24 protein-coding genes are annotated in these 24,573 nt (G+C 27.9%); 6 read left to right on the forward strand and 18 right to left on the reverse strand.

Annotated elements, in window-relative coordinates; translation table 11 throughout:
- Positions 1-61 precede the first annotated feature (61 nt).
- The 9 genes from rpsI to K5Q05_RS01680 are packed head-to-tail and all read right to left on the reverse strand — an operon-like array spanning position 62 to position 8,946.
- Positions 62-472 (reverse strand): 30S ribosomal protein S9, encoded by a 411-nt coding sequence (gene rpsI, locus K5Q05_RS01640; RefSeq protein ID WP_025443810.1) that lies wholly within the window; start codon positions 470-472, stop codon positions 62-64.
- On the reverse strand, positions 453-935 hold the full coding sequence (gene rplM, locus K5Q05_RS01645) for a 50S ribosomal protein L13 (protein WP_044003410.1): 483 nt from the start codon (positions 933-935) through the stop codon (positions 453-455). Before rplM ends, rpsI begins: the two co-directional genes overlap by 20 nt.
- A gap of 54 nt (positions 936-989) precedes the next feature.
- Positions 990-1,802: a hypothetical protein gene (locus K5Q05_RS01650; RefSeq protein ID WP_025443808.1), complete on the reverse strand. Its 813-nt coding sequence runs from the start codon at positions 1,800-1,802 to the stop codon at positions 990-992.
- The gene (gene gatB, locus K5Q05_RS01655; protein ID WP_025443807.1) at positions 1,795-3,252 is read right to left on the reverse strand and encodes an Asp-tRNA(Asn)/Glu-tRNA(Gln) amidotransferase subunit GatB; all 1,458 of its coding nucleotides are present in this window, start codon (positions 3,250-3,252) and stop codon (positions 1,795-1,797) included. Before gatB ends, K5Q05_RS01650 begins: the two co-directional genes overlap by 8 nt.
- A 3-nt stretch (positions 3,253-3,255) precedes the next feature.
- The gene (gene gatA / locus K5Q05_RS01660; protein WP_025443806.1) at positions 3,256-4,686 is read right to left on the reverse strand and encodes an Asp-tRNA(Asn)/Glu-tRNA(Gln) amidotransferase subunit GatA; all 1,431 of its coding nucleotides are present in this window, start codon (positions 4,684-4,686) and stop codon (positions 3,256-3,258) included.
- An 11-nt stretch (positions 4,687-4,697) separates the two neighbouring features.
- Positions 4,698-4,973, reverse strand: a complete 276-nt coding sequence (gene gatC, locus K5Q05_RS01665; RefSeq protein ID WP_025443805.1) for an Asp-tRNA(Asn)/Glu-tRNA(Gln) amidotransferase subunit GatC — start codon at positions 4,971-4,973, stop codon at positions 4,698-4,700.
- A 9-nt stretch (positions 4,974-4,982) separates the two neighbouring features.
- Positions 4,983-7,079: an ATP-dependent helicase gene (locus K5Q05_RS01670; protein ID WP_025443804.1), complete on the reverse strand. Its 2,097-nt coding sequence runs from the start codon at positions 7,077-7,079 to the stop codon at positions 4,983-4,985.
- Entirely contained in the window at positions 7,079-8,278 is a 1,200-nt protein-coding gene (locus K5Q05_RS01675) for a helix-turn-helix domain-containing protein (protein ID WP_025443803.1), read from the reverse strand. The genes K5Q05_RS01670 and K5Q05_RS01675 overlap by 1 nt, the downstream gene beginning before the upstream one ends.
- 11 nt (positions 8,279-8,289) lie before the next feature.
- Entirely contained in the window at positions 8,290-8,946 is a 657-nt protein-coding gene (locus K5Q05_RS01680) for a LolA family protein (RefSeq protein ID WP_099497092.1), read from the reverse strand.
- Positions 8,947-9,102: 156 nt separating this feature from the next.
- Here K5Q05_RS01680 and K5Q05_RS01685 point away from each other — a divergent pair, with 156 nt between their 5' ends.
- The 3 genes from K5Q05_RS01685 to amrB all read left to right on the forward strand — a co-directional run bounded on the left by K5Q05_RS01685 (position 9,103) and on the right by amrB (position 12,794).
- Entirely contained in the window at positions 9,103-10,500 is a 1,398-nt protein-coding gene (locus K5Q05_RS01685; RefSeq protein ID WP_025443801.1) for an NFACT RNA binding domain-containing protein, read from the forward strand.
- Between the two features lie 99 nt (positions 10,501-10,599).
- Positions 10,600-12,033, forward strand: coding sequence for a pyruvate kinase (gene pyk, locus K5Q05_RS01690; RefSeq protein ID WP_025443800.1), 1,434 nt, complete (start codon positions 10,600-10,602; stop codon positions 12,031-12,033).
- Between the two features lie 5 nt (positions 12,034-12,038).
- On the forward strand, positions 12,039-12,794 hold the full coding sequence (amrB, locus tag K5Q05_RS01695) for an AmmeMemoRadiSam system protein B (RefSeq protein ID WP_044003406.1): 756 nt from the start codon (positions 12,039-12,041) through the stop codon (positions 12,792-12,794).
- Positions 12,795-12,812: 18 nt separating this feature from the next.
- Here the strand turns inward: amrB and rpmB are convergent, their stop codons facing one another.
- Positions 12,813-13,091 carry a 50S ribosomal protein L28 gene (rpmB, locus tag K5Q05_RS01700; protein WP_020954737.1) on the reverse strand — a complete coding sequence of 93 codons (279 nt, stop codon included), beginning with the start codon at positions 13,089-13,091 and terminating at the stop codon, positions 12,813-12,815.
- Between the two features lie 10 nt (positions 13,092-13,101).
- Entirely contained in the window at positions 13,102-14,661 is a 1,560-nt protein-coding gene (locus K5Q05_RS01705; protein WP_025443798.1) for a hypothetical protein, read from the reverse strand.
- 115 nt (positions 14,662-14,776) lie between these two features.
- Here K5Q05_RS01705 and K5Q05_RS01710 point away from each other — a divergent pair, with 115 nt between their 5' ends.
- Complete coding sequence (locus K5Q05_RS01710; RefSeq protein ID WP_044003402.1) at positions 14,777-15,892, forward strand: hypothetical protein; 1,116 nt, start codon at positions 14,777-14,779, stop codon at positions 15,890-15,892.
- A 3-nt stretch (positions 15,893-15,895) separates the two neighbouring features.
- Here K5Q05_RS01710 and K5Q05_RS01715 read toward each other — a convergent pair whose 3' ends face one another.
- The 7 genes from K5Q05_RS01715 to K5Q05_RS04350 all read right to left on the reverse strand — a co-directional run bounded on the left by K5Q05_RS01715 (position 15,896) and on the right by K5Q05_RS04350 (position 22,180).
- Positions 15,896-17,689, reverse strand: coding sequence for a hypothetical protein (locus tag K5Q05_RS01715; RefSeq protein ID WP_025443796.1), 1,794 nt, complete (start codon positions 17,687-17,689; stop codon positions 15,896-15,898).
- A gap of 15 nt (positions 17,690-17,704) precedes the next feature.
- Entirely contained in the window at positions 17,705-18,646 is a 942-nt protein-coding gene (locus K5Q05_RS01720; protein ID WP_025443795.1) for a hypothetical protein, read from the reverse strand.
- Positions 18,647-18,673: 27 nt separating this feature from the next.
- The gene (locus K5Q05_RS01725) at positions 18,674-19,159 is read right to left on the reverse strand and encodes a CarD family transcriptional regulator (RefSeq protein ID WP_025443794.1); all 486 of its coding nucleotides are present in this window, start codon (positions 19,157-19,159) and stop codon (positions 18,674-18,676) included.
- A 46-nt stretch (positions 19,160-19,205) separates the two neighbouring features.
- Complete coding sequence (locus K5Q05_RS01730) at positions 19,206-19,799, reverse strand: hypothetical protein (protein WP_025443793.1); 594 nt, start codon at positions 19,797-19,799, stop codon at positions 19,206-19,208.
- Positions 19,792-20,520, reverse strand: coding sequence for a 16S rRNA (uracil(1498)-N(3))-methyltransferase (locus K5Q05_RS01735; protein WP_025443792.1), 729 nt, complete (start codon positions 20,518-20,520; stop codon positions 19,792-19,794). The genes K5Q05_RS01730 and K5Q05_RS01735 overlap by 8 nt, the downstream gene beginning before the upstream one ends.
- Positions 20,521-20,523: 3 nt before the next feature.
- Positions 20,524-21,951 carry a S41 family peptidase gene (locus tag K5Q05_RS01740; protein ID WP_025443791.1) on the reverse strand — a complete coding sequence of 476 codons (1,428 nt, stop codon included), beginning with the start codon at positions 21,949-21,951 and terminating at the stop codon, positions 20,524-20,526.
- A 79-nt stretch (positions 21,952-22,030) separates the two neighbouring features.
- Positions 22,031-22,180: a hypothetical protein gene (locus K5Q05_RS04350; protein ID WP_156768795.1), complete on the reverse strand. Its 150-nt coding sequence runs from the start codon at positions 22,178-22,180 to the stop codon at positions 22,031-22,033.
- A 272-nt stretch (positions 22,181-22,452) separates the two neighbouring features.
- Between K5Q05_RS04350 and K5Q05_RS01750 the strand changes: the two genes are divergently transcribed.
- Both K5Q05_RS01750 and lgt read left to right on the forward strand, forming a co-directional pair.
- A complete protein-coding gene (locus tag K5Q05_RS01750; RefSeq protein ID WP_025443790.1) occupies positions 22,453-23,586 on the forward strand; it encodes a MinD/ParA family protein in 1,134 nt (377 codons plus the stop codon).
- Positions 23,587-23,598: 12 nt separating this feature from the next.
- Positions 23,599-24,558: a prolipoprotein diacylglyceryl transferase gene (lgt, locus tag K5Q05_RS01755; protein ID WP_025443789.1), complete on the forward strand. Its 960-nt coding sequence runs from the start codon at positions 23,599-23,601 to the stop codon at positions 24,556-24,558.
- Positions 24,559-24,573 lie beyond the last annotated feature (15 nt).

Here is a 24,573-nt window from a genome sequence, read left to right on the forward strand (position 1 = left end):
AATCACAAGTAAAGCCCTTTGAAGGGCTTTTTTCATACAAATAAAATGTAAAAACGAATACCTATCTTTTTGAAAATTGAAAACTTTTCCTAGCCTTCTTTTTACCGAATTTTTTACGCTCAACTTTTCTTGAATCTCTTGTTAAAAACCCATTAGCTCTAAGAATCATCTTATGCTCTTTATCAAGATCAAAAAGAGCTCTTGCAATACCATGCCTAATAGCACCAGCTTGACCTGAAATACCCCCACCATAAATGTTAATATAAAAATCATATTTTCCAAGAGTATTTGTCAAAACCAATGGAGATAAAGCAATTGCCTTTAACTTTTCAAGTTGCATATAAGAATCAACATCTTTACTATTGATCTTAATATCTCCCTTTCCTTCTCTAATATAAACCCTAGCAACAGAAGACTTTCTCCTTCCAGTACCCATCCCTAAATTAATATCCTTAACGTCTGAACTTGCCATTTTGCCTCTCTTCATAACTTAATTCTAATTTACAAGGATTTTGAGCTTTAAGCGTATGATTAGAATCAGCAAAAACTCTAAGATTCCGAAAAAGCTCACGCCCCAAAGGTCCTTTTGGTAACATGCCTTTAATAGCTATCTCAAGAGGTGCTGTTGGCTTTCTATCAGACAATGTTCTAAAAGTATCAGAGTAAAGTCCTCCAGGATACCTTGAATGTCTATAATAAATTTTCTGAAAATATTTCTTACCAGTAAGCCTGATCTTTGAAGCATTGATAATTACAACATTATCACCTAAATCTTGGTGTGGCGTATAATAAGGCTTATGCTTACCTCTCAAAATTCTAACAACTTCTGTAGCAACTCTACCAAGAACTTTATCTGCCGCATCAATTATATACCACTTTTTCTCCACACACTTTGGCTTAATCCATATTGTCTTATTACTTGTTATCCTCTTCATAATAATGCACAGACCTCTCTTAGATATTCTACAAAATTATACTCCTTCATTGTATTATTTGCAAGTTAACCTGTCAATACTGACAACCCCAAATTTTTCCTTTAGTCTAAGCGAAACTTTGAAAAACCCATCTAAATCTCCTTTAGAAAATTTTAAAGGAACAAGAGAAGGGGTGTTAAAAATAGGGCTAATTAAATAGCCACTCTTTAAATACTCATTAAAAACTTCATTATGATACTCAAACCTATAAAGAGGAAACATATATCTATTAATTATTCTAAACATAGGTGTAGAAAAAACATTAAAATTAATTTTTAAACTCTTTTCATAAGACAAAATACTAGTAAACATATGCCTAGCAACCGCTAAAGTTAAAGCATCAAAAGTATCTCTAAATTCTATTTTTCTAGACAAATTATCTACTATAGCAACGCTAATAGACATACACCCAGGCATTGGAATATTTACAAGCATAGGATATCTAAAATTATTAAATCCAACCCTAAATTCATATATGCCCTGTTTTTCTTCCCAAGGATTACTAAAACAACTCTGACCTGTTAAAGACAATAAAAAATCTCTAGCATCCTTCTCAAACTTAAAAACACATACAAAACCTGCTTCCTTAAAAAAAGAAAAAAGAACATTTTCAAATTGCTTTCTAAATACAGAAGGATAAGAAGCCGTAAGACCTCTTGAAAAAGTTTGCTTAAGAATAAGATTTAACCCTTTAACTCTATGCCCCAAAAAGCTCAGACCTCCATTTAAGTATAAATCTAAATATCTATTACCATTAATATCATAAAGATAAAAAAACCTTGCCCTTTTAATTATAGGTAAACAATCAACCAAAGATTCTCTACACATCCCTTAATTTGCCCATTAAAATTTCATTCGCAAGAATGGGATTAACCTTACCAGAAGCTTTACGCATAATTTGCCCCATCATAAACCTAATTGCATGACTTTTACCTTTCTTATAAAGTTCAATTGATTTAGGATTTTCATTTAGAACCTCAATTACAATTGATTCAATAAAAGATTCATCACTTATCTGTTCTAAATTTTTTTCATTAATAATGACCGCAGAAGAAACATTGCGCTCAAGCATTTCCAAAAATACTTCTTTTGCAATCTTACCACTTACCTTTCCGCTAACAATAAATTCAACAAGTTCACTAATATATGATGGTGATAAACTAAAATTAAGTATGCTTATTTCTTTATCATTCAGCACACTCAATACCTCAGATAATATCCAATTCGCAACTCTCTTAGGATCACTTGAATCCATTGCTGTCTCTTCAAAATATTTAACCAAGTTTTTATCAGAAGTCAAAGTAACAACATCAAAATCACTAAGCCCATATTGATTTTTCAATCTGATTCTAGCATCAAAAGGCAACTCCACCATTCGATTATCCTTTATACTTTCAATATAAGAATAATCAAGTTTGATTAAAGGTAAATCAGGTTCCTTCATATACCGATAATCAGCAACCGTTTCCTTACTTCTTTGAAGTGTTGTAACACCCCTTTTATCATCAAAACTCATTGTATATTTGCCTATACTATCAAAAGTTCTTCTATGTAAAATCCATTCTTCTTTTTGCCTTGATTCCTCATAATCAATTGCAGATTTGATTGATTTAAAAGAATTTAAATTCTTTATCTCAGCAATGGGCGTTTTATACTCAACAGACTTTTCATTAACAAGTAAATTAACATTAACATCACAACGAAACGACCCATTTTCCATGCTACACTCAGACAAATCAAGATATCTAAAAATTTCTCTTAAAGCAATTAAATAAGCTACAGCTTCTTCCCCACTATTAATATCGGGACTTGAAACAATCTCCAACAATGGAGCACCTGCACGATTAAAATCGATATAACTTCGATTTTCACTTTCAAGTAAATGCAAACTCTTGCCAGAATCTTCTTCCATATGTATTCTAATAATATTAATTTTTTTTAAACCTGAATAAGTTTTAATAAAGATGAATCCATTTTCACAAATTGGTTCATCATTTTGAGATATTTGATATCCCTTAGGTAAATCGGGATAAGCATAATGCTTTCTATCAAACTTAACAATATTTCTAATTTCAGAATTAGTAGCATGCCCAGCTAAGATTGCACTATTAATAAGTTCTTTATTTACGCTAGGCAAAGCCCCAGGAAGTCCAAGACATGTTGGGCAAGTACGGGAATTTGGAATTCCACCAAAATCATTTCTACATCTGCAAAAAGCTTTCGTCTTTAATCCTAATTGTACATGTACTTCTAAACCAACAATCAATTTATATTCCATTTATCATAATCCCTCTATTACATTCTTTGCAAAATTCAAAAGCTCAAAATCTCTTTTAACTTGACCAATTATCTGCATACCAATAGGCAATCCATTATCATCTTTAGCAAAGGGAATAGAAAGTGCAGGAGCACCAATAAGGTTAGCAATTACAGTACACAAATCAGAATAATACATTTTTATAGGATCATCAAAATTCTCACCTATTTTAAAGGGTTTTACAAGACTTGTAGGTGTAACTATATACGCATAATTACTAAAAATTGCATTAAACTTAGGAACCAATAAATTTTCAATAATCTTGCAAGCCTTTGAATAATATTTCAAATCATAACCTTCTGATAACAAATAATTACCAAGAACAATACGCCTTTTTACTTCTTCTCTTAAAAAGATACTCCTATGTCTATAATAAAAATCATCAAGACTTAAATCATCATTGAGTCTTTTTCCATAATGAAGACAAGTGTAACGCGCAAGATTAGAAGCAGCTTCAACTGGAGATACCGAATAGTAAAGAGAAAGCACAAAATTAATCTCCTCTATCGAAACCTCATGTATTTCAACTCCTTTATTTAAAAGTCCAGACTTAAATAGAGCAAACTCACAAGCAACCTCTGGCTCCATCAAATTCTCATCAAGTTCTTTAATTACAGCTAATTTAATGCCTGATAAAGGCTTACTCAACAATGGATAAGGAGATTTCAAAATATCTATACTAGTAGCATCCATTCTATCAATTCCACAAGTATACCTTAATATTAAAGCCACATCATCAATGGAACTTGCAAAAAATCCTATTTGATCAAGAGATGACGCATATGACACAAGTCCATAACGAGACAAACCTCCATAAGAAGGTTTAAAACCAATTAAATTTGCAAAGGACGCAGGAATTCTAACAGATCCTCCAGTATCACTACCAAGTGCAAAAGGAGCCTGATTATCAGCAACAACGGCCCCAGAACCACCAGAACTACCACCCACAACATATTTTTTATTTAAAGGATTAAAAGTAACGCCATAATAAGAGAATTCACAAGAAGATCCCATTGCAAATTCATCCATATTAGTTCTACCAATAAAAATTGCACCGTTATCTCTTAATCTCCTAATAACAGTTGCATCATAAGGTGAAACATACCCTTGTAAAATTTCAGATGCACAAGTTAAACTCTTATTTTTAATTGAAATATTATCCTTAACAGCAATAGGAATTCCAATTAAAGGTAAATCTTGTCCCTCCCCTCTATCTAAAAGCCCATCATACTTTTTTGCTAATTCTAATGCGTCATCAAAAAATTCAATATACCCATTAATACCTTTATTTGCTTCATAAAGCTCTTTATAAAAAGTCACAATATCATAAATCTTACACCTGCGAGTTAATACTAATTCCCTTATCTTTATTAAACTTAAACCCCTTAAGTCCAAATCAATACTCCCTATTCAAGCACCTTAGGTGATGAAAAATATCCATCTACAAACACATTACTAAAACTTTTAATAGATTCAATACTCAAAGAAGATAAAATCTCATCATTTCTGCAATCAGTAATAACACCCGTTTTCTTTTGAACATCATCCCTCACCTCAATCTGAGAAATTTTATTTAACATGCCAATAATTTTTTCAAATTTTTCAACAAATTTCTGTTCCTCTTTTTCACTTAATCTTAATAAGCTTAACTTCAAACTATTTTCTAAATGAATATCTTCCAAATTAGACCTCTAAATTTTATAAAGTTTTTCAATGTAGTTTGAGCTTAAAACAGCTTTTTTGCCATCACTTAGATGAATCTTAATAAATTGTTCATTATTTTTATACCATTTATCAATAACGATACCATTTTCACCATTATAATTTATATAATCTCCAATATTAAAGCTTTTACTACCATTTTTTGAAAAAAAATATTTAAAATTATCTTTTAAGTATTCTGGAACAAAAATAATATCATAATTATCTTTGCTAATATCTTGGAAAAAAACTGAAATAGCTGTACTTCTTAAAATTCCTGCAAAAAATCTCTGCAAATTAATTGTAACAACAAGTTCAAATTTAGCTCTAGTAATAGCAACATAAAAAAGCCTTCTTTCTTCCTCCAGCCTGTCTTGAGTCAATTTTTCAATCTCAGCAGGCAATAATCCCTTCTCAAGACCAGATATTATCACTCTATCAAACTCAAGTCCTTTAACCCCATGAATTGAAGAAAGTATCACACTAGACTTAGAATCTCCATGAATTAAAGGTGCAAGAGAAGAATTTTCTAGAAATATCACAAGTCCTTCAAAACTTCCTGAATATTCAACTCCACTGTTAATAAGCTCATCAATATTTTTAGATTTGTCATCTTTATCAAATTTTTGATAATAATCCCAAAACCCAAATTTAATTACAACATCTTTAATAAATGAAGATAAATTCGCATAAAAATCTCCTTGCAGCCTTTCCCATAGTTCATCATAAAAACTTAAAAAAGCAACAAGAGAATCTCTTGCTTTGCCCTTCAGAATATTAACAATTTTTCTACTTGCAAGAATTAAATCAAGATTGATATCACGATCATTGATCATTCCAACTATTTTATCCGTAGTGATTTTTCCAATTCCCCTAGCAGGTTTATTTATTACTCTTAAGAAAGATACTCTATCTTTTTTATTGACAAAAAGTCTTAGCAAAGAAATTATATCTTTAATCTCTCCTCTTTCATAAAACCTAATTGAACCCAATACTTTATGTGGAATATTATGTTTTAAAAAAGCTTTCTCAAACTGCAAAGATTGGTAATTAAATCGATAAAGAACTGCTGTCTCAAGTTTATCTTCAAGAAGAAAATTAGAAAAATATTCCGCCTCATCTGTAGGATTTTGAAAAACAAAAAACTTTATCCTTTTGCCCATCTTATTTTCTGTAATTATCACTTTATCATATCGATTACTATTCTTTGAAATAACATCATTTGCAACATTAACAATACTTAGACTAGAACGATAATTTTGCACCAAATAATATTTAGACACATCGTCAAATGTTTTTTCAAACTCAAGAATATTCTCAATCCTAGCACCTCTGAAAGAATATATAGATTGATCTTCATCTCCCACCACCATAAAATGATGCATATCTTTACAATAAAGCTCTTTTAAAAATAAAAACTGTGCATAATTAGTATCTTGATACTCATCCACAAAAATAGCCTTAAACCTCTTGTGAACTTTCACTTTTATATCTTCACAATTTCTTAACATAAAAGTGACCTTCAGAATAAGATCAGCAAAATCAAAAGCATTATTTCTAGATTTTTCTTGCTCATAAAGCTCAATATCTTTATAACTTTTCTCATCAAGACCATAATAGTCATCTAAAAAATAATTTTCTTTACACTTAATTATTAAAGACGATACATGCTTTGCAAGTTCAATGGTTGAAGCAAGCCCAATTTGCTTAACAAATCTCACAACATCATTAGTATCCCAAATTGTAAAATTTGAATCATAATTTTTATCAAATTCTTTAAAATAAAGTCTTAAAAGCCAAGCACCAAAAGAATGAAAAGTCTGAATATGCAAAGCCTTATCAAAATCAAAAAGATAGTTTATTCTCAAATTCATCTCACTCGCGGCCTTATTTGTAAAAGTTAAAGCAAGAATTTCTTCCGGTCTTAACTTCATTTTTTTTATCAAGTGTGCTATTTTAGCTGTTATAACCCTTGTTTTACCACTACCTGGACCAGCCAAAACAAGAATAGGATTCTTAGTATCATCTAAAACAATTTTCTTCTGATAAGAATTTAAACTAAAAAGAAACTTTTCTATTTTATCCATTAATAAACTTCAGAAACTTTAAGATCAAAACCTCCAGGGGTTTTTAACCAAAAAAATTGAAATGCCATTATTTCTCTTCCAAAACTCTTTAAAAAAGAAGTAATATCCTTACCTTGAAGAATAATATTCATGTCAGAAAGTCTTGATAAGAATAGAATCACAGAATTTTTAAAATTTAAAATAAGAGGAACACCCTTAGACGCAAGTAACGATTTACCATAAAGATTATTCTCATCAGCATATCTTAAAAATGTATTATTTAAACAATTAATCACTAAATCAATATTAACAATATTTTGAGAAGAATATACAGTAGGATATTCACTAATCACTCTATCCTTAGGACCATTAACTTTAAATCCCCAATTTAAAATATTAAATCTCTTAGATAAGTTCGTCTCAAGAACATATTCAGCATTTAACGCAAAAGATTCTAAGCTTACATGAGCTTCCTGAATGTTACCTTGAGAATAATTATCATAAACCATTTTAACTCTGATAGTACCATCCAAATTTATTTTTTGAGATTCGCCTAACTTAAAAATATATCGCCCATTTTCTAGATTACTTATAATAACCAAATTATCATTTAAAAAAGAGATTTTATACTCTGCAATAGAATTACCATAAATTAAAGATAAAAAGTCACCTTCTCCAAGTACAACATTCCAAAAACTTTCCTTATCAAAAATAACCTCATGAAATCTTGGTGTTCGCCTTGCAACATGATTTGCCTTAAAAATTTTTCCTAAAAATTGCTTGATCCCTCCGAAATTTAAAATCAAAAGTATTAACACTATAACACTAATTACTCCTAATAATATTTTAATCATTTTATAAAAATCTATCTTAAAAAGATTAAAATACTTCTCTCCAAATCCACCTTCATTCACAAAATTTAAATTGATATTTTGATCCTCATCCTTAATCCCAATATAGCTACTATTAAGATTTTTTTTATATTCCTTAAAAAGAGATGATACATACCAAACATCAACACCTAAATACTCACTATAAGCTCTTAAAAATCCTGAAGCCAAAACTTCATTTGGAAACAATTCAATATTAGAATCCTCAAGTGCTTTAAGATATTTAACAGAAATCTTAATATCATCAGATATCATTTCAAGAGTCAAGCCTTTTTCAACCCGAGCCTTTTTTAAAAAATCTCCAAATCTAATGAAATGATTTTCTTGCATCTTTTAACACCTCAAGTTTTTTTAACATCGTACAAAAAATTATCTACCTTATTTGAAGTTTTTGGCAGCTCATACTTAAATTTACTCTCAGGAAGCCCAATATTAAACTTCACAGACAAAAGATCGATAATTATTTCTTTACCACCACCTGTAGGATAAGCAACAACCCTCCTCATTATACCATTTGGGGTAAAAGCAATCATAAAGAAATCAATTGTAGCAGCACCCTTATGAAGTCGCCTTGAAAAAGTTAATTTTATAAAATTCTCTGCCCCGCCTGATTCATCAAGAGGTTCTAAATTGGGAGAATTAGTATAAGATACACTATACTCAGTGCTCAAAATACTCAGCAAACCACTCCCCACCCCACCACCTTTCCCCACAGTCAACTCTTGTCTAAAAGAAGTACCAAGAGCTGGAACATAAACTGTTAAAACTTCGCCATCACTTGCAAAAACCTGATTATTTGAATCCAAGTTGACAATAAATTTATCGGGATACTTATACAACAAAGTTCCTGTTTGCTTCAAACCTTTCACATTAAGACTAATTTTAGCCTGCATATCTTCTATGTTTTGGTACTTTGCAGAAATACTCTCAAAATACTGAGTAGCAGATACTTGAGCAAAAATCAAACAAGGACACAAAACTAACATTATTCTCTTCATCATAAAAACTCGTATATTATTAATCTAAACTTCAATAAATATATTATGAACATATGTCCAACAACAGCATAACTTGTTATAATAATAACTCTTATTTATAATATATCATTTTGCAAACTAATAATAAACATATTTATCAAAAGATTAAGAGGTAAAATGTCATTAAACTATAACGAAATAAATGTTATTCTTAAAGAAGTGCCATTAAAAAATTCATTTATAAGAAAAATCAAACAGCCTAGCCACAAAACTTTGATTATAGAACTTTATAATAAAGAAGAAAATAAAAAAAATTTTAATATATTAATAGCACTAGACCAAAAAAAAACAAGAATTCATAAAACAAGCAAAGAATTTAAAAACATCAAACCCAATTTAAGATTTTCTGAATTCTTAAAATCAAAAATTCAATATGGTAGAATATCTGAAGCATATCAAATAAAAAATGAAAGAATAATTTTCATTAAAGTGATCAAGGATAAAATAATAGTCTTGATCTTCATAAAATTATGGCCATCAGCCCCCAACATAATTGCAACAGACACAAATTTTAAAATCCTTGATGCATATTACAGAAGACCAAATTCAGGAGAAATTACAGGTAAAATATTCACAACAGTCAAAAAAATTATTGAAAATAACGATGCAAATGAAAAAAAAGAAATCAAATTAAAGGATGGATACAATAACGAACTATCTTACTCCAAATTTATCGAAAACTACTATGATGATTTAGAAATAAAAGAGACTCAAGCACACAACATAAAATTACTTAGAAAAAAATATGAAAAAGAAAAAATGAATTTAGAAAAAAAAATAAGCTCTTTAGAGAAAAAAATAAGCTCAATTGAAACAATTGAAACTCAAAGAGAAAAAGGTGAAATGATCTTATTAAATATTAACAAAATAAAAAAAGGCATGGATGAAATAATTTTAAAAAATAGCAAAGAAGAACAAATTAAAATAATACTGGATAAAGCATTATTTCCTAAAGATAATGCTTCAAAATACTTTAAAGAATATAAAAAAAATAAAAATGCTTTTAGTCTAATACAAGAACAATTAAAATGTGCAAAAACACAATACGATACACTAATATCAAAGATATCTTGCACAGATAAAAAAGATTGTAACATTCTGGAAAATAAAAGAATTATAAAAAAATCATCTATCGGTCTTCATTTCATATCTTGTGGATTTGATATCCTTGTAGGAAGAAATGCAAAAGAAAACGATGAACTTTTAAGAAATTGGGCAAAAGGAAACGACTACTGGCTACATACAAGAGACTATCCGGGTGCTTACGTTTTTATTAGAAATAAGAAAGATAAAACGCCTCCTCTTGAAGTTTTATTAGATGCCGGTAATTTATGTGTATTTTATACAAAACCTGCAAGACAATTGGGTGAGGCTGATCTTTACTATACCAATGTTAAACATTTAAGAAGAGTAAAAGGAGGTAAACAAGGGTTTGTAATACCTAATAGAGAAAAAAATTTAAATATTAAATTAGATCCTCAAATCTTAAACAAACTAAAAAATAAAAATGTATAAAGTATCTTAATCTACACTTAAAATAAAATGACAAGTTATCAAAAAATATTGTTATTGAAGATTAAAAAGCATAAAATTTATATTGTAGGAGAAAAATAAATGATACAAAAATTAACAAAAATAGTAGCAACAATATCTGACCTCAGATGTGACCCAGAACATATTAAAGAGCTATATGAAGCAGGAGTAAATGTAATAAGACTTAACACCGCTCATCAATCTCATGAAGATGCAATAAAAGTAATCAAAAATGTTAGACAAGTTTCAAATAAAATAGCATTAATGATTGATACAAAAGGACCAGAAGTCAGAACAGCTAATATTGAAACTCCTATTACCGTTAAAATAGGAGATAAAATAATAATTTCAATATCACCTATCAATGAGCCTAACTCACTGCAAACTAATTACGATGGGTTTGTAAATGAAATTCCAAATGGATCAAAAATCCTCATTGATGATGGCGAACTTGAAATGACTGTTACCGAAAAATTTGCAGATAGATTAATTTGTGAAGTCAAAAACAACGGACAAATAAAAAATAAAAAATCAATAAACACACCAGGAATTTCACTTAAACTACAATCCGTGACTGCAAAAGATAAGGGATTTATTGAACTTGCAGCAAAGCAAAATATTGATTTTATCGCCCATTCATTCGTAAGACATGCACAAGATATTCAGGATGTCCAAGATATATTAAATGCTGCTGGGAATCCAGAGGTCAAAATTATTTCCAAAATTGAAAATCAAGAAGGAATTGATAATATTGAAGAAATTGCTAAAGCTTCTTATGGAATTATGGTTGCAAGAGGAGATATGGGGGTAGAAATACCTGCTGAAGATGTTCCTTTAGCACAAATTAAAATCACGCAAACCTGTATCAAATACGGCATACCCGTAATTACTGCAACACAAATGCTTCATACAATGATTGAAAATCCAAGACCTACAAGAGCAGAGGTTTCTGATGTTGCTAATGCAATTCTAAACGGAACAGATGCCATAATGTTATCGGGTGAAACAGCTTATGGTAAATATCCAATTGAATCCGTTAAGATGATGACCAAAATTGCCATAGAAGTTGAAAAATATAGAGAAAAAAAATTATTCCAAAATGAAATTTTCTGTAGCAAAAATCTTATAAGAAACTACATTATTAAATGTGCAATTGACGCAACTAAGACAATGCCTGTTAAAGCTATTATTGTCGATTCACTTAAGGGAAGAACCGCAAGAATAATGGCAACATATAGAGCAAGTGTGCCTCTATTTATTACAACAAACAATGAAAGAATAGCAAGAGAATTAGCACTTTCTTATGGAGTTTATTCTAATCTTGTTGATAATAACTTCAAACGAGCAACTGAATTTGTAGTAACCTCTCTTGAGATGCTTAAAAAACAAAAAACAGTCCAAGACTCAGATATCGTAGTAATTGTCTCTGGAAATCCAAATAGAGACACCAACAAAGGCACAGAGTTTATGGAAATAAATACAGTAGAAGATGCAATTAAAGGATATAACCTATAAATAAAATAAGAGATAGCTTAGTTGATAATATATTTTATTCAAATAATAAGCTAAACCTAAAATTATTAAACCCAAATAAAAGAAAAACTCATAAAGCGCTTCTAACTAGCTATGGAACCTATGAGTTTTTCTTAAAAAAGATTGACTTATTTCAAAAAGTAATAGCATATAACACAAAAAATGTGTTTATTTTCTCACAAACAAAAGAAAATTTACAGATCAATATTTCAAATCATGAAACTTGGAAAATCTTTAACAAAACAATTGATGTCAATTTAGACATAGTAAATGTCATAAAAAACTTTAAATTTACAAGTAAAGAAGATAAAATAATAGAAAATGACCATAAAATTGAAATTACACTGAATTTTATTAAAGATATAACAGAAAACATAAAAATCATTCCTATCATCTTGGGTAAGAAGCTTAAAGGCCAAGCTCTAAAGGAGTTTAGTGCATTTTTAAATCCATTTACAAAAAAAGAAGAAAATTCTTTTATATTCCTATCCCAATTTATCTCACACTCTACAAATCTAAATAAAACCATCCAACTAGAAACAACACTAAAGAAACTATTGCTCACTCCTCATTTAAATTCATCAATTTTATTAGAATATTACAATGCACGAAAAATATTTCCTGAAAATATAAGTGCAATCACAATAATTCACAAAATTTTCCAAAAATTTGAATTTACAAACCGTGAGATCACAAGCAACAACAATGAATACTCAATAATGGAAAATATTTTATTAAATTAAGATTCACAAAATCAAAATTTAAATAAAATCCTCTATTTTTTTAGAATTCTTTTTCAAAAAGACGTTAAGGCCTATCTTTGAAATACTTCTTAAAGCATTTGCAGAAACCTTAATATTGATGTTTTTTCCAAGTTCAGGAACAAAAAATTTCTTATTTATTAAATTTACTTTAAAAGTTCTCTTGGTCTTTAAACCAATATGCTGTCCTCCTCCGCCTTTTCTCCTGGCAAGACCCTTTCTTGGAACATTATGACCAAACATTGTCTTTTTACCTGTTATTTCACATTCTCTTCCCATCCAAACACTCCTAAACTATATTTTTCTTTTCTAAATATAAATCTATCAATTTTAAAAATAGATTTAAACTATCAATAATATTTTTAATAATACTACCAAAGTTTACACTATTGCCATAATTCTTTACAAGATCAATATCAAGTTCTTTCCAATTATAAACAAGCTCCTTCTCTGAAGAAGGTCTCACATAATCTTCTAAACAATCTTTCAAGCGTCGTACCAAAGAATAAATCTTGGAATAATATTCATTCAATAAAACTAAAGCCTTTTTATTAATATCTGATATTATATTTAACAGTAATTTCTCTGATGATTTATCTCCAATTGCGATCCTGTGCAAAAGAGCATTAATTCTAGAACCATAGCTTCCCTGTTCACCAAGATTATCATCAAAATCAATAAGACCTGAATAAATACCAACTAAAGAATGAATATCATTAGAAATATCCCTGGAACCTTCCATATCCTTCCACTGCCCCTTAATAATAAGGATATTAATAATATCACTTAGCTCTTTTTTAACAAAATTAACAGTATATGTTTTTAAATAACCTAAAAGCTTAGAATAAACATATCCAGTAGTATTTAAAATGCTAGATGTAATCTTGGCATTCATACTTTCATTGTAATTATCCAAACTCAAAATAGTAACGCCAGGGAACAATTTTTCGGCTAAATGCTCGGACTTACTGTTTTTTTGCAAAATCTCAACTTTTGCTATTTCATTCGAAACATGCTTAGAAAGATCATTAAAAAAGACTCTTGCCTTAGCTTTTGATTTTTTAATATCAGATATAGGCAAATAATCAGGCTCACCACTAACATACCTTATGAGATATAAAATTTCTTTACTTTTATTTATTTCAATTATAGAAGTTAATATTTTAAGCCAAATATTTGGTTTAATAGGAAAATTATCCTTATCTCCATATACTTCTAAAAGAATATCGTAAAGATTCCTCCAAATAGAAATATCTCTAATAGAATATATACATTCTAAAAAATCTTTAATATCATCAAGAATTACACCACAACTAATAGCACTAAATCTTGGCTTATATATAAAATCATCTTCCGGAAACAAATGATCAAAATTTTTAACAATTGAATAATATTGATATGAAACTAAATCAAAAAAGATCTCTAAAGCTCCACAAGTCTCATCTATCAGCCTAACTTGTTCCTGAGTTATATTTTTCAACAAATAATTCAAATTATTATTCAAATTCTTAGGAACATCAGACGTAAAATTGACTATGTCATTAGCTGAGAAAGAATAAATATATTCTAAAGATTTTTTTTGATTTTCATTCAAATATTTCTCAACAACAAAATGAATGATTTTGTTTGAATTCCGATATCTTTGTACAAAAAACTTAAGAGGAATAAAAACTTTGTAAAGATTATAAATAAATTTAGCAAACTGAGGTAAAGCTTGAATTTTTGAAGCACTAAACAATTTGCTTACTTTACTTAAATTACTTTTTATTTGCCTAAGTCTTCTCTGCTTCACCTGCTCAGGAGTAAGCTCTCTAGTAAAGATAGAAAATAAAAAATCAAATAGACCCAAACTAAGCAATCTCCTTCTACAATAAAATCTAACATTCTCAAGACATTAAAATTATAAAATAAACTATAAAAATTATACATAATTTATTGTAAAATAGAACAGAATAAATGATTTTATGTACATAAAGAAAATAATTTTAACCATAACCTTAACTTTAACTTTCAGCTGTTCAAATGATAATACCATCACCATACTGACTGACAATAAAATTGTTCCATTTTACATAAATCAATTCAATGTCCAAAACAAAGCAAGCTTTATCATTAAATACAAAGAACACATTAACATGCAAACGATTAATGAAGAGAATGCCCAAATAATTATCTCAAAAAATATAGACAACATCAACATAGCCAAAAATTTTAAAAATATTAAAAAATACTATTACCCAGATTATCCAATATTAAATAACATATCTGAAAAATTTACATACAGAATTATTCCATTAAGCTTTGATATTCCTATCTTAATATATAAAAATGAATATCAAATACAAAAATATATTGATTTACAAAATATTAAGGAAATATATAAAAGCTTTCAAAAGCATAAAAAATTTTTTATCTCCCCATACATCTCTGAAAATCTATTTTACATAATGTCTGAAATAAACGACATAAACTTTCACTTCAAAAAAAACAAACCAGAATACGATGAAAAAAAAATGTCTAACATAATAAACTACTTCAAATCTTTCATGAATGCTAATGAACTTGCATTACAAAAAAGCTTCGCAGAAAAATACAAATATTTAAATTTAGAGAAAATATTATTTCAAAAGAAAACCCTTCTTATTGCAGGAACAACTAATTTGACATACTACAATAGCTTGAATAAAGATACCAGAGATAAAATCAATTTTTCATATCTAACAAATAAGGAAAAGAAATCATCAGCATACAATATAAACTTTATAGGCGTTAAAGAAATATCAAAACCTATAGACAAATTCATTCAATGGATACTAAACAAAGAAGTACAGAAAACTCTAATTAAACTTAAAAACAAAGCAAAATTTAACGAACATTTTGGATTTGTAAATGGATTTACACCTTATAAAGATCTAAACCTAAAATTGAAGTACATAGTCAAAGAAATACCTTTATTTATCATAGACGAAAATTATATAAACAAAAATTCATACATATTAAACAAAAAACAAATAGAAAAAGAAAATCAAATGATTAATGAACTATTTTTATCTAAAATAGATAACACAAATTCCCAATAAAAGTTATTCACATCTATAATTAACTAGCATTACATGTAACACACTAATAAACAAGATAGAAAAAATCAAAATAAAAGATATATATATATTAACGGATATCTGGATAAAAAGCGCTATTAAAATTAACAATAAATAATTTATAAAAAGAGAAACAATAACTGAAAAAGCAGCTATAATCAAGGATACAAGAAATATTACAAATTTTAAATTAAACTCAAAATTTACACGAGAAGCTACAGCAATAAATACAACTCCCAAAAAAACTAATACCATGGGACTCATCATTAAAAAAAGACTTGAAGAAAAAACATTAATCAATCTTAAGTTAAGTAGTTTGACTTGATTAAAAGCACCTGTAAGATTTTGAATAGGCAAAAAAATATCATTTTCACCATAATTTGCAAATAAACTCAAATTATTAATATCTTGATTAATATCAATGATACTTGGACTACTTAAATTAAAATTTGTAAGCGACACAATAATCCTAGTAACAGTAACATCACTATTTTCATTTTTCTTATCTAAAACATTCTGATAAACTCTATTCCCCTTAAGAGTAGCAAATGGCACTTTAATATGCAATATAATATTGCCTAAATTATCAAATTTAACAAGCTCAAAATTTTTAATCATCTTTATATAAGACCTAGTATTTACTACCTTTTGCATATAAATATAATCGTACGTCCCATTATTATAGTCAGGTTGAAACAAAAACACATCATTCAGACCATAATGCTCATAATATTTTTCAATTTCATCAAAAAAGAAATACTCACTTTTAAGTTTTTCTAAAGATTTATTCTTATAATTTAAGATCTCATTGTCATTTGGAAATAAATTATGAAGTTTTAAAAAGCCATAATACGCAGATTTAAATTTTCCTGTATTAAGGTATAAAAAATTTTTTTGCTTCTCTTCAAAAACTGAATATTTTTTTTCAAGATCAACGTTTTTATTCTCATTAATAGCCTTGAAGGTCAAGTCTAAGAGTGCAGAAAAATCATCATCTTTAGTCGAAGCAAATCCCATGTAAGCAAAATAATTAGCTGTAGAATAATCACCTTTATCAATAAATCCATTAACAATATCTTGAAAGTCTTTCTTCTTTAGATTTTTAATCAAATACATTTTAACAGTCTTTCTAGCCTTTTCTAAATCAATATCATAAACAGGCATTCTATCATATTCAGACCGCACCAGGTAATAATTCATTGAAAGCTCATTGTCATCAGCATTAATAAGTTTCATCTTTTCATATATCTTAATCAATTTTTCAAGGTATCTTTTTTTCTGCTTCAAAATTTCTATTGACTCATCCACACCTAAAATCTTATTTGAAGATAAATTTATATCTATGTTTTTAACATAATTAACTATTGTATTTGCCTGACCTTCAAGAAAATTATACCTCTCATAGTTATACTTACATTCACTTCTTTGAGCAAAAATGTAAGACATAATAGAGTTAAAAATAAGCATAAAAACAATGCCCATTGTAAAAAATAAAAAAATGAACGGATAAAGCTTTTTAAATAAATATCCTTTATACTCTCTTAGATAAAGTCGTGTTTCATTATTAGTCAAAAAAATAAAATAAATTAAAACAAAAAAAATAAAAAATCCATTAAAATAATAATAAACGCTTAAAACAGTGTCCAAAAATGTAACGACTAATATATCTTTTTCTAGATAATCCGCTCCAAAAAAATATACATAACAAAAAATCAAACCAATAATGAAAAACAAAAAAATAATAAAATTGCTTAAAAATATATATAATTCTCTTCTCATATCTATTAAACTATATTAATGCAAACTATTACTAAATTTTCCACTAACCCTAATATACTCAGAAATAAAACCAACTAAATAAGTAGAAAAAAAGGTTAGCAAGCAAAAAATAAAAGGAACATAGTTAGAAAATGCACTTTCTCCAATAATCAAATTAACATTCTTTGGAAATTCAATCGCATAAATATTGTAAACTTTAAAAAAGAATATAACAAAAATAGGATAAAGAAATAAAGAAAAACAACTTGAAAATATAAAGTTAAAAGTATAAGAAAATGAAAACAAAAGTAAAGAAAATCCAAATATATTAAATATTAAACTAAAAGTTTCTAAAGAAAGCAAAAAACTACTTAAGGTATCCAAATCATTCAAAATAGAACTCATCAGATTATTATATGATTTTTGAGTTAAAAATGCATTTTCATTAAAATTAATGGTATCAGATTGAGAAAAATCTGGATTATATGAAAAAGCTTTTAAATGTTCGCCATGCAACCCATTATCTTCAACTTTCAAAACACCTTTAAAACCAAACAATTTAACATCATCACTATAAAAAATTATTTTATCATCAAAAAAATATACTACCCCATCTTTAATAGTGCTTTTCCCTCTGCTATACGAATTCAAAAAGACAGAGTTAAAATTAGAGAATGCCAAAAATCCAAAATAAGATAATAGTAAGATAAAAATAAAAACTACAATGTAGAGAGTTTTAGAAACCTTAAAACTCTCTACATTAAAAGGATAAGCAATTCTCATAAAGGTAAAAACAAGAGAAAAAGGAAAGGCATAACGATAAGCATCATAATAAAGTTTAAAACTCACAATAGACAAATCTAAATGTGAAAAATTATACTTTAAGTAAGATGCACAAATAAAAATTAAAGAAAAGGCAAAAAACATAAAAATAAATCTACAAGATATTAAAAAAACAAATCTTAAAATACTCAACACAATAAGTTCCTACAAGTCACAAATAATCTAAGATTTTCCCATAGACAAAACTTCCTTAATTTTTTGTTTAGCCTCTTCAAAGCTAATTTGCAAGGCCAAACTAATTTCATGATGTAAAATTAATTCAAAATCATTTAAAATCCTTTTTTCATAGAAGGGTAATTCTTTTTGCATAGATTTTGTATATAAAAACTTATACAATTTAGCAGTACTTAATATATCACTTTGTTTATAAAAATCATGACTACCATCTTTTATCTTCTTTTGATCTATTTGGCCTTCAAAGTCTTTAATTACATCAAAAACTTCCCCTACCTTTTCCTTGCTAACTAAAGCTCTAATTCCAAGATCATCTGCTCTAGAAACTGGAACCATAAAAGTCATCTCATTAAATGGAAAATATATTTCATAATAATCAATAAATTCACCATTAAATTCTTTATTTTGAATGTTCTTTATTTTGCCCACGCCCTGCATTGGATAAACCACAGCTTGATCTAATACAAATGCCATTCTTTACCTCATATAAAATATTCAATAATATATAAACTTAAAAGAATCATAAAAACACACTTAAATTAGTTCTAATACCAAATTTATTTACATAAAACAAATTTTCAAGATAATCATTACTATAAAAACTTATTATCATGCTAGGAGTAAGCTTATTAATATTTGCAAAAAACATCTCTTTGTTCCTTTTAACAGCTTTAAAGTCATAGTAACCAATAAAGTTAATCTCTTTATGTGATTCTTTTAATCTCAGAAAATTTTTTTTAGAAATTATCTTATCTTTATCAATAATATAACACGTTTTATATGTATTTTCCAGCACACTCATTAAAACAAGCAAAATCGTATTTACATCATAGCAACCAATATCAATCCTTTTAAAAAATTTACAAACAGCTCTTAACAATTTAGAGTTTGAAAAAACAAGCGAAGAACTCTTAACACGCTTCCTAAAGGTTTTAAAAAACAAAAACTTTAGCAAAGATCTAAAATCAACAAAAATAACCATCGAATGATATGGATGGGAAATAAGATACTCAAATCGACTAATCAATTTATCACTGCTCTTAAATACGTCTATTGGAACTCCAAAAAAATAAATCCTATCTGGTTTTGAATATATATCTTTTAAATTAGCCATTATTCGCCTCTAATAATAATTTAAAACAAGCAAGAGAATAAACAATAGCTGTATCAGATCTTAAAATTGGGGTATTAAATTTTACAAACTTAAAATCTAGTTTTTTAAAGAAATCAATTTCTGCACTTGAAAAACAACCCTCAGGACCTATTAAAATTCCAATCTTATCAAAAGCACTAACATCATCACCACAACCTAGTAAAACACCATTTTTATGAGCAACGTAATAATTAACGGATGAAGAATAAGGAATGCTAAAAAAATCTCTATAAAAATTAATACTAGGCATTTGAGTATTACCACTTTGCTTCAAAGCTTCATCAATCACATTTAAAAATCTTGTACTCTTAAATGCTAAATTATCCATGTCTATTCTAGAAACAGAATGATCAGCATTAACAATATTTATCTGATCTACACCAATTTCAACGATTTGCCTCAAACTTAAATCTAATTTTCTACCCTTAAGACTAGATATAAACATACTTATTTCATAATCACGCTTCTTTAGTTTTTTCACTTTAAGAGTAGAAAGCTTAATAAAATTACTATCTATACTTGAAATTTTAGCAAATCTTACTTCTTTCCCTTTTAAGAGAACATTTAACGTATCACCTACCCTAACTCTTCTTACATCAACAAGATAATGATAAATCTTAACATCATTAATAATAATATTATTTTCCAACAAACAACTATCATCTAAGACTATTTGCTTCACAGATTAATTTTTATTTCCCTTTAAAAGATATTCATAAGCAGCTCTTAAAGCTTTATCATAACGTAAATTATAAATTGGCATTTCATTATCCGTGTGATGATAAAATTGTAACAATAAATGATGGCCTAAAAAATCTTTGTCTATTTCTTTATGGCTTGAATGCTTTTTAACAACATTATCCACAAAAGAATCTATTTCATCCTCAGTAATTGATCTTTTATTTCTTTTGCTCTTCAAAAAATTCTCTACCAAATTTTTATCAAAAATTTGCCTGTATGCTAAAAGATCATCCTCAGAGTACTCTGATTTTTCAATCTCTAAATCAGGTTTAATACCAACATTATGAATACTGCTACCAGAAGGAGTATAGTACTTTGAATTTGTAATCTTAAATCCTCCAGTATAGAAAGGTAATATACGTTGAATTACACCTTTGCCATAAGACTTTTCACCTATAACATAAACTCTATGATTATCCTTTAAGGCTCCCACTAGAACTTCTGATGCTGATGCTGAGTACCTATCAATCAAAATAACAATTTTCATGTCTAAAGGCACTATATGTGAAGAACTAGCCTTATAATGCATAGGAGCATTAGAATCTCTTGACTTTGTTGATACAATAATTCCTTCAGCTAAAATATCATCTGCTATCTTTATTGCATCTTGAAGATAACCTCCAGCATTCAATCTTAGATCCAAAATCAAAGATTTGATCTTCTGTGTCTGCAGCTTTTCAAAAGCTTTTCTAAAATTCATGTTAGTATTTGGATTAAAACTTAATATCTTAATATATCCAATATCTTTGTTAATAACATCATGCTTAACGGTATTTATATCTACTTTCGCTCTGATAACTTCAAATTCAAGATTTGAATCTTTATCTCTTAAAACGGAAACCTTAACCTTAGTACCCACTTCTCCACCTAAAAGTTCAATAAATTTCTCTATTGTCATTAAAGCAGTACTCTTCCCATCAATAGCAGTAATATAATCACCAGCTTTAATTCCAGCCTTATAAGCAGGTCCATCTTCAAAAAGACTAACAACCATAATGTAAGAAGCAATAGAATTGCCAGAGTTCAAAGAAACATCTTTCTTTGTAATCGAAATTCCAATTCCAACATAATTCCCTTGTGTAGTCTTTGAAAGATCTAATAAATCTTTCTTTGTTAAATATTGAGAATAAGGGTCATTTAATGAATTAAACATTCCCTTCAACGCCCCTTCAAGAAGAGCCTCCTCATCAACGTGCTCAACATAATTCCTCTTAATAAATTTAAAAGCTTCCAGCATCATCTGAGAATAACCTTCCTCAGACATCTTAATATTAGAAGAATTTGCTTGTGCAAAGATAGATTCCACAATAACCGAAGAACTGATACTTAAAATTAACACAAAATATACAAATATTAAAAATTTCTTTTTCATTTAGTTAATACCTACGTAAATAAATAAAACTTGATTTTATCTTCATAATATAATATTTTAGAACTATGTTAAAGACAAATCACTCAAAAATAAAAGGAATAATTGAAGTATTCATTCTTATTTTACAAGTAATTTCAAGTCTATTAATATTGTCAGCGCTATACGGATTTACTGAAAACACAATGTTTATAAGTAACTCTTCTATAAAATTCATGATAGCATTTATCATATTCTCACCAGAATTATGTGTATCAATCTTAACAATACACTACATACTGTATGAACAATTTAAAATCCTCCACAATTTAATTACCATAACAAAAATTTTTCAAATAATCATGTGTACTTCACTTATTATATTAGGATTGAGTCTTAACTTATTGTATTTGTACCAAATATGGTCTCTTGTTATGTTAGCAAAAATAGTAATAACTTACATTATATTTAACTCAATAATTTTAATTTTAATTAAAAAAAAGGATAAAATGACGGAGTAAAGGTTTGATTATTATTCCTGTAGCTAGTGGAAAGGGAGGTGTTGGAAAATCTCTTTTTTCAGCAAATATTGCAATTTGTCTTGCAAATGAAGGAAAAAAAGTATTGCTTGTAGACCTTGATCTTGGAGGTTCAAATTTACACTCTATGCTCAATATCATACCCAAAAAGAGCATTGGAACTTTCCTGAAAACAAAAATTCCCTTTAATAATATAATAATTGAATCAAACATAAAAAATTTAAGCTTCATTGCAGGAGATTCAGACATTCCTGAACTTGCAAATATAGCCATATTTCAGAAAAAAAGAATAATAAATAACTTAAAAAACTTAAACTATGATTACCTAATAATTGACCTTGGAGCTGGTACAACATTTAATACAATAGACTTTTTTTTAATGTCAAATCGTGGAGTAATAGTAACAATTCCAACAGTAACAGCAACAATGAATGCTTATTTATTCCTAAAAAATGCAATATTTAGACTTATATCAAAAGTATTTATCAAAGAAACAAAAGCATATAAAATAATATCTGATATCAAAAAAGACTCTAGTGATTTACAAAAAATATATATACCTAATTTATTACTCAAAATAGAAGCTTATGATCCTGATAATTATGCAAAATTTATGAAGATATTCTCACAGTTTAGTCCTTTCATAATATTTAATATGCTAAATACACCTGATGACATCAAAAAAACTGAAAAAATACTCAAATCTGCAAAAAACTATTTAAATGTCAATTTGCAAAGCATAGGTTCAATTTACAAAGATGAGCTTGTTGATAAAGCACTAAACTATCAAATACCAATAACTATTTATAAACCAACAAGCCTAACTTCCAAAAGCATGCAAAAAATAGCAAAAAAATTAATTGAACTTGAAATTGTAAGAAATAATGTAGAACTTCTAAGCGAAGATGATCTAAATGAAAACTATCATTTTATAATTAAAGAAGCACAAAATGAATACCTCGAAAGATATTCATACCTTGAATCATTACTAATGAACAAAACAATAGATAATAATGCAATTATTGATATAATAAAATCTCAACAAAGAGAAATTGCAAAATTGAGAAAACAAAATATGATGCTTAAAAAAAAGTTATTTGCAAAACTAAAAAAAGACTAATAAGGAGAAAAAATGCCAAATTACATAAATTATCCTAGCTGGTTACATCCTGAAGTAATTAAAGGAATACCAATTACATGGTACAGTTTGTCTTACATTAGCATAATAATAATTAGTTATAAATTCATTTGGTATCAAATAAAAGCCGATAAACTTGACATAGAAAAAAGTGATTATGAGACATTACTGTTTGCAGGTGTTATAGGAGCAATACTTGGTGGAAGATTAGCATCTACTTTAATTTACGATAGAAGTGGGATTTATTATACACACCCATGGCTAATCTTTCTCCCATTTGATCAAAATTGGAACTTCACAGGATTTAGAGGAATGGCAATACATGGAGGCTTTTTCGGAGTAATTATTGCAGTGATAATAACTATAAATACTAAGCTTAAACATACAAACGTGAAGAAATACTTCCTAAGAATAGAAGATTATGCAGCAATATCCTTCTCTTCAGTATATATACTTGGAAGGTTTGCTAACTTTGCAAATGCAGAGCTTTATGGAAGACCAATGAAAGGTGGAATAATATTTCCCAACGCAGAACCTTTTAAAGTAACTTATAAAGGAGTAAAAGAATTTGCAGAATCAGTTGGACTGGAAATACTTCCTCATGATTTATTTATTAATCTCCCAAGGATTCCATCACAACTCATCGAAGGGTTATTTGAAGGGACCATATCCTTTTTATTACTATGGTTTATTTTTAGGAAAATAAAACAATATGATGGTTTTATCTCTGGAGTATACATGATTCTTTATGGAGTATTTAGATTCTTTATTGAATATCTAAGAGAACCAGATAAGGAAATAGGATTTGTTATAACTTACAAAACACCTGAAAGTATATCAGATTTTTCATTTCTAAATATATCAATGGGACAAATATTCTCACTAATTTTAATATTATTTGGAATAATTTGGCTCTTTTGGGCAAAAATGAACTCAGAAAAACTAAAAAAATAAATCACAAAATATAGA

The sequence above is a fragment of the Borrelia miyamotoi genome, assembly GCF_019668505.1.
Taxonomy (GTDB): Bacteria; Spirochaetota; Spirochaetia; order Borreliales; family Borreliaceae; genus Borrelia; species Borrelia miyamotoi.

Coding starts and splice junctions, on each gene's coding strand:
- lgt (WP_025443789.1), top strand. CDS start 23,599: ATGCCAAATTACATAAATTATCCTAGCTGGTTACATCCTGAAGTAATT.
- rpmB (WP_020954737.1), bottom strand. CDS start 13,091: ATGGGAAGAGAATGTGAAATAACAGGTAAAAAGACAATGTTTGGTCAT.
- K5Q05_RS01680 (WP_099497092.1), bottom strand. CDS start 8,946: ATGAAGAGAATAATGTTAGTTTTGTGTCCTTGTTTGATTTTTGCTCAA.
- K5Q05_RS01710 (WP_044003402.1), top strand. CDS start 14,777: ATGTACATAAAGAAAATAATTTTAACCATAACCTTAACTTTAACTTTC.
- gatB (WP_025443807.1), bottom strand. CDS start 3,252: ATGGAATATAAATTGATTGTTGGTTTAGAAGTACATGTACAATTAGGA.
- K5Q05_RS04350 (WP_156768795.1), bottom strand. CDS start 22,180: ATGATAAATGCTATCATGAATTTTATAGAAGAGTTACTTATAAACATT.
- K5Q05_RS01670 (WP_025443804.1), bottom strand. CDS start 7,079: ATGGATAAAATAGAAAAGTTTCTTTTTAGTTTAAATTCTTATCAGAAG.
- K5Q05_RS01725 (WP_025443794.1), bottom strand. CDS start 19,159: ATGGCATTTGTATTAGATCAAGCTGTGGTTTATCCAATGCAGGGCGTG.
- K5Q05_RS01685 (WP_025443801.1), top strand. CDS start 9,103: ATGTCATTAAACTATAACGAAATAAATGTTATTCTTAAAGAAGTGCCA.
- K5Q05_RS01675 (WP_025443803.1), bottom strand. CDS start 8,278: ATGCAAGAAAATCATTTCATTAGATTTGGAGATTTTTTAAAAAAGGCT.
- rpsI (WP_025443810.1), bottom strand. CDS start 472: ATGGCAAGTTCAGACGTTAAGGATATTAATTTAGGGATGGGTACTGGA.
- rplM (WP_044003410.1), bottom strand. CDS start 935: ATGAAGAGGATAACAAGTAATAAGACAATATGGATTAAGCCAAAGTGT.
- pyk (WP_025443800.1), top strand. CDS start 10,600: ATGATACAAAAATTAACAAAAATAGTAGCAACAATATCTGACCTCAGA.
- K5Q05_RS01650 (WP_025443808.1), bottom strand. CDS start 1,802: ATGTGTAGAGAATCTTTGGTTGATTGTTTACCTATAATTAAAAGGGCA.
- K5Q05_RS01715 (WP_025443796.1), bottom strand. CDS start 17,689: ATGAGAAGAGAATTATATATATTTTTAAGCAATTTTATTATTTTTTTG.
- K5Q05_RS01730 (WP_025443793.1), bottom strand. CDS start 19,799: ATGGCTAATTTAAAAGATATATATTCAAAACCAGATAGGATTTATTTT.
- K5Q05_RS01740 (WP_025443791.1), bottom strand. CDS start 21,951: ATGAAAAAGAAATTTTTAATATTTGTATATTTTGTGTTAATTTTAAGT.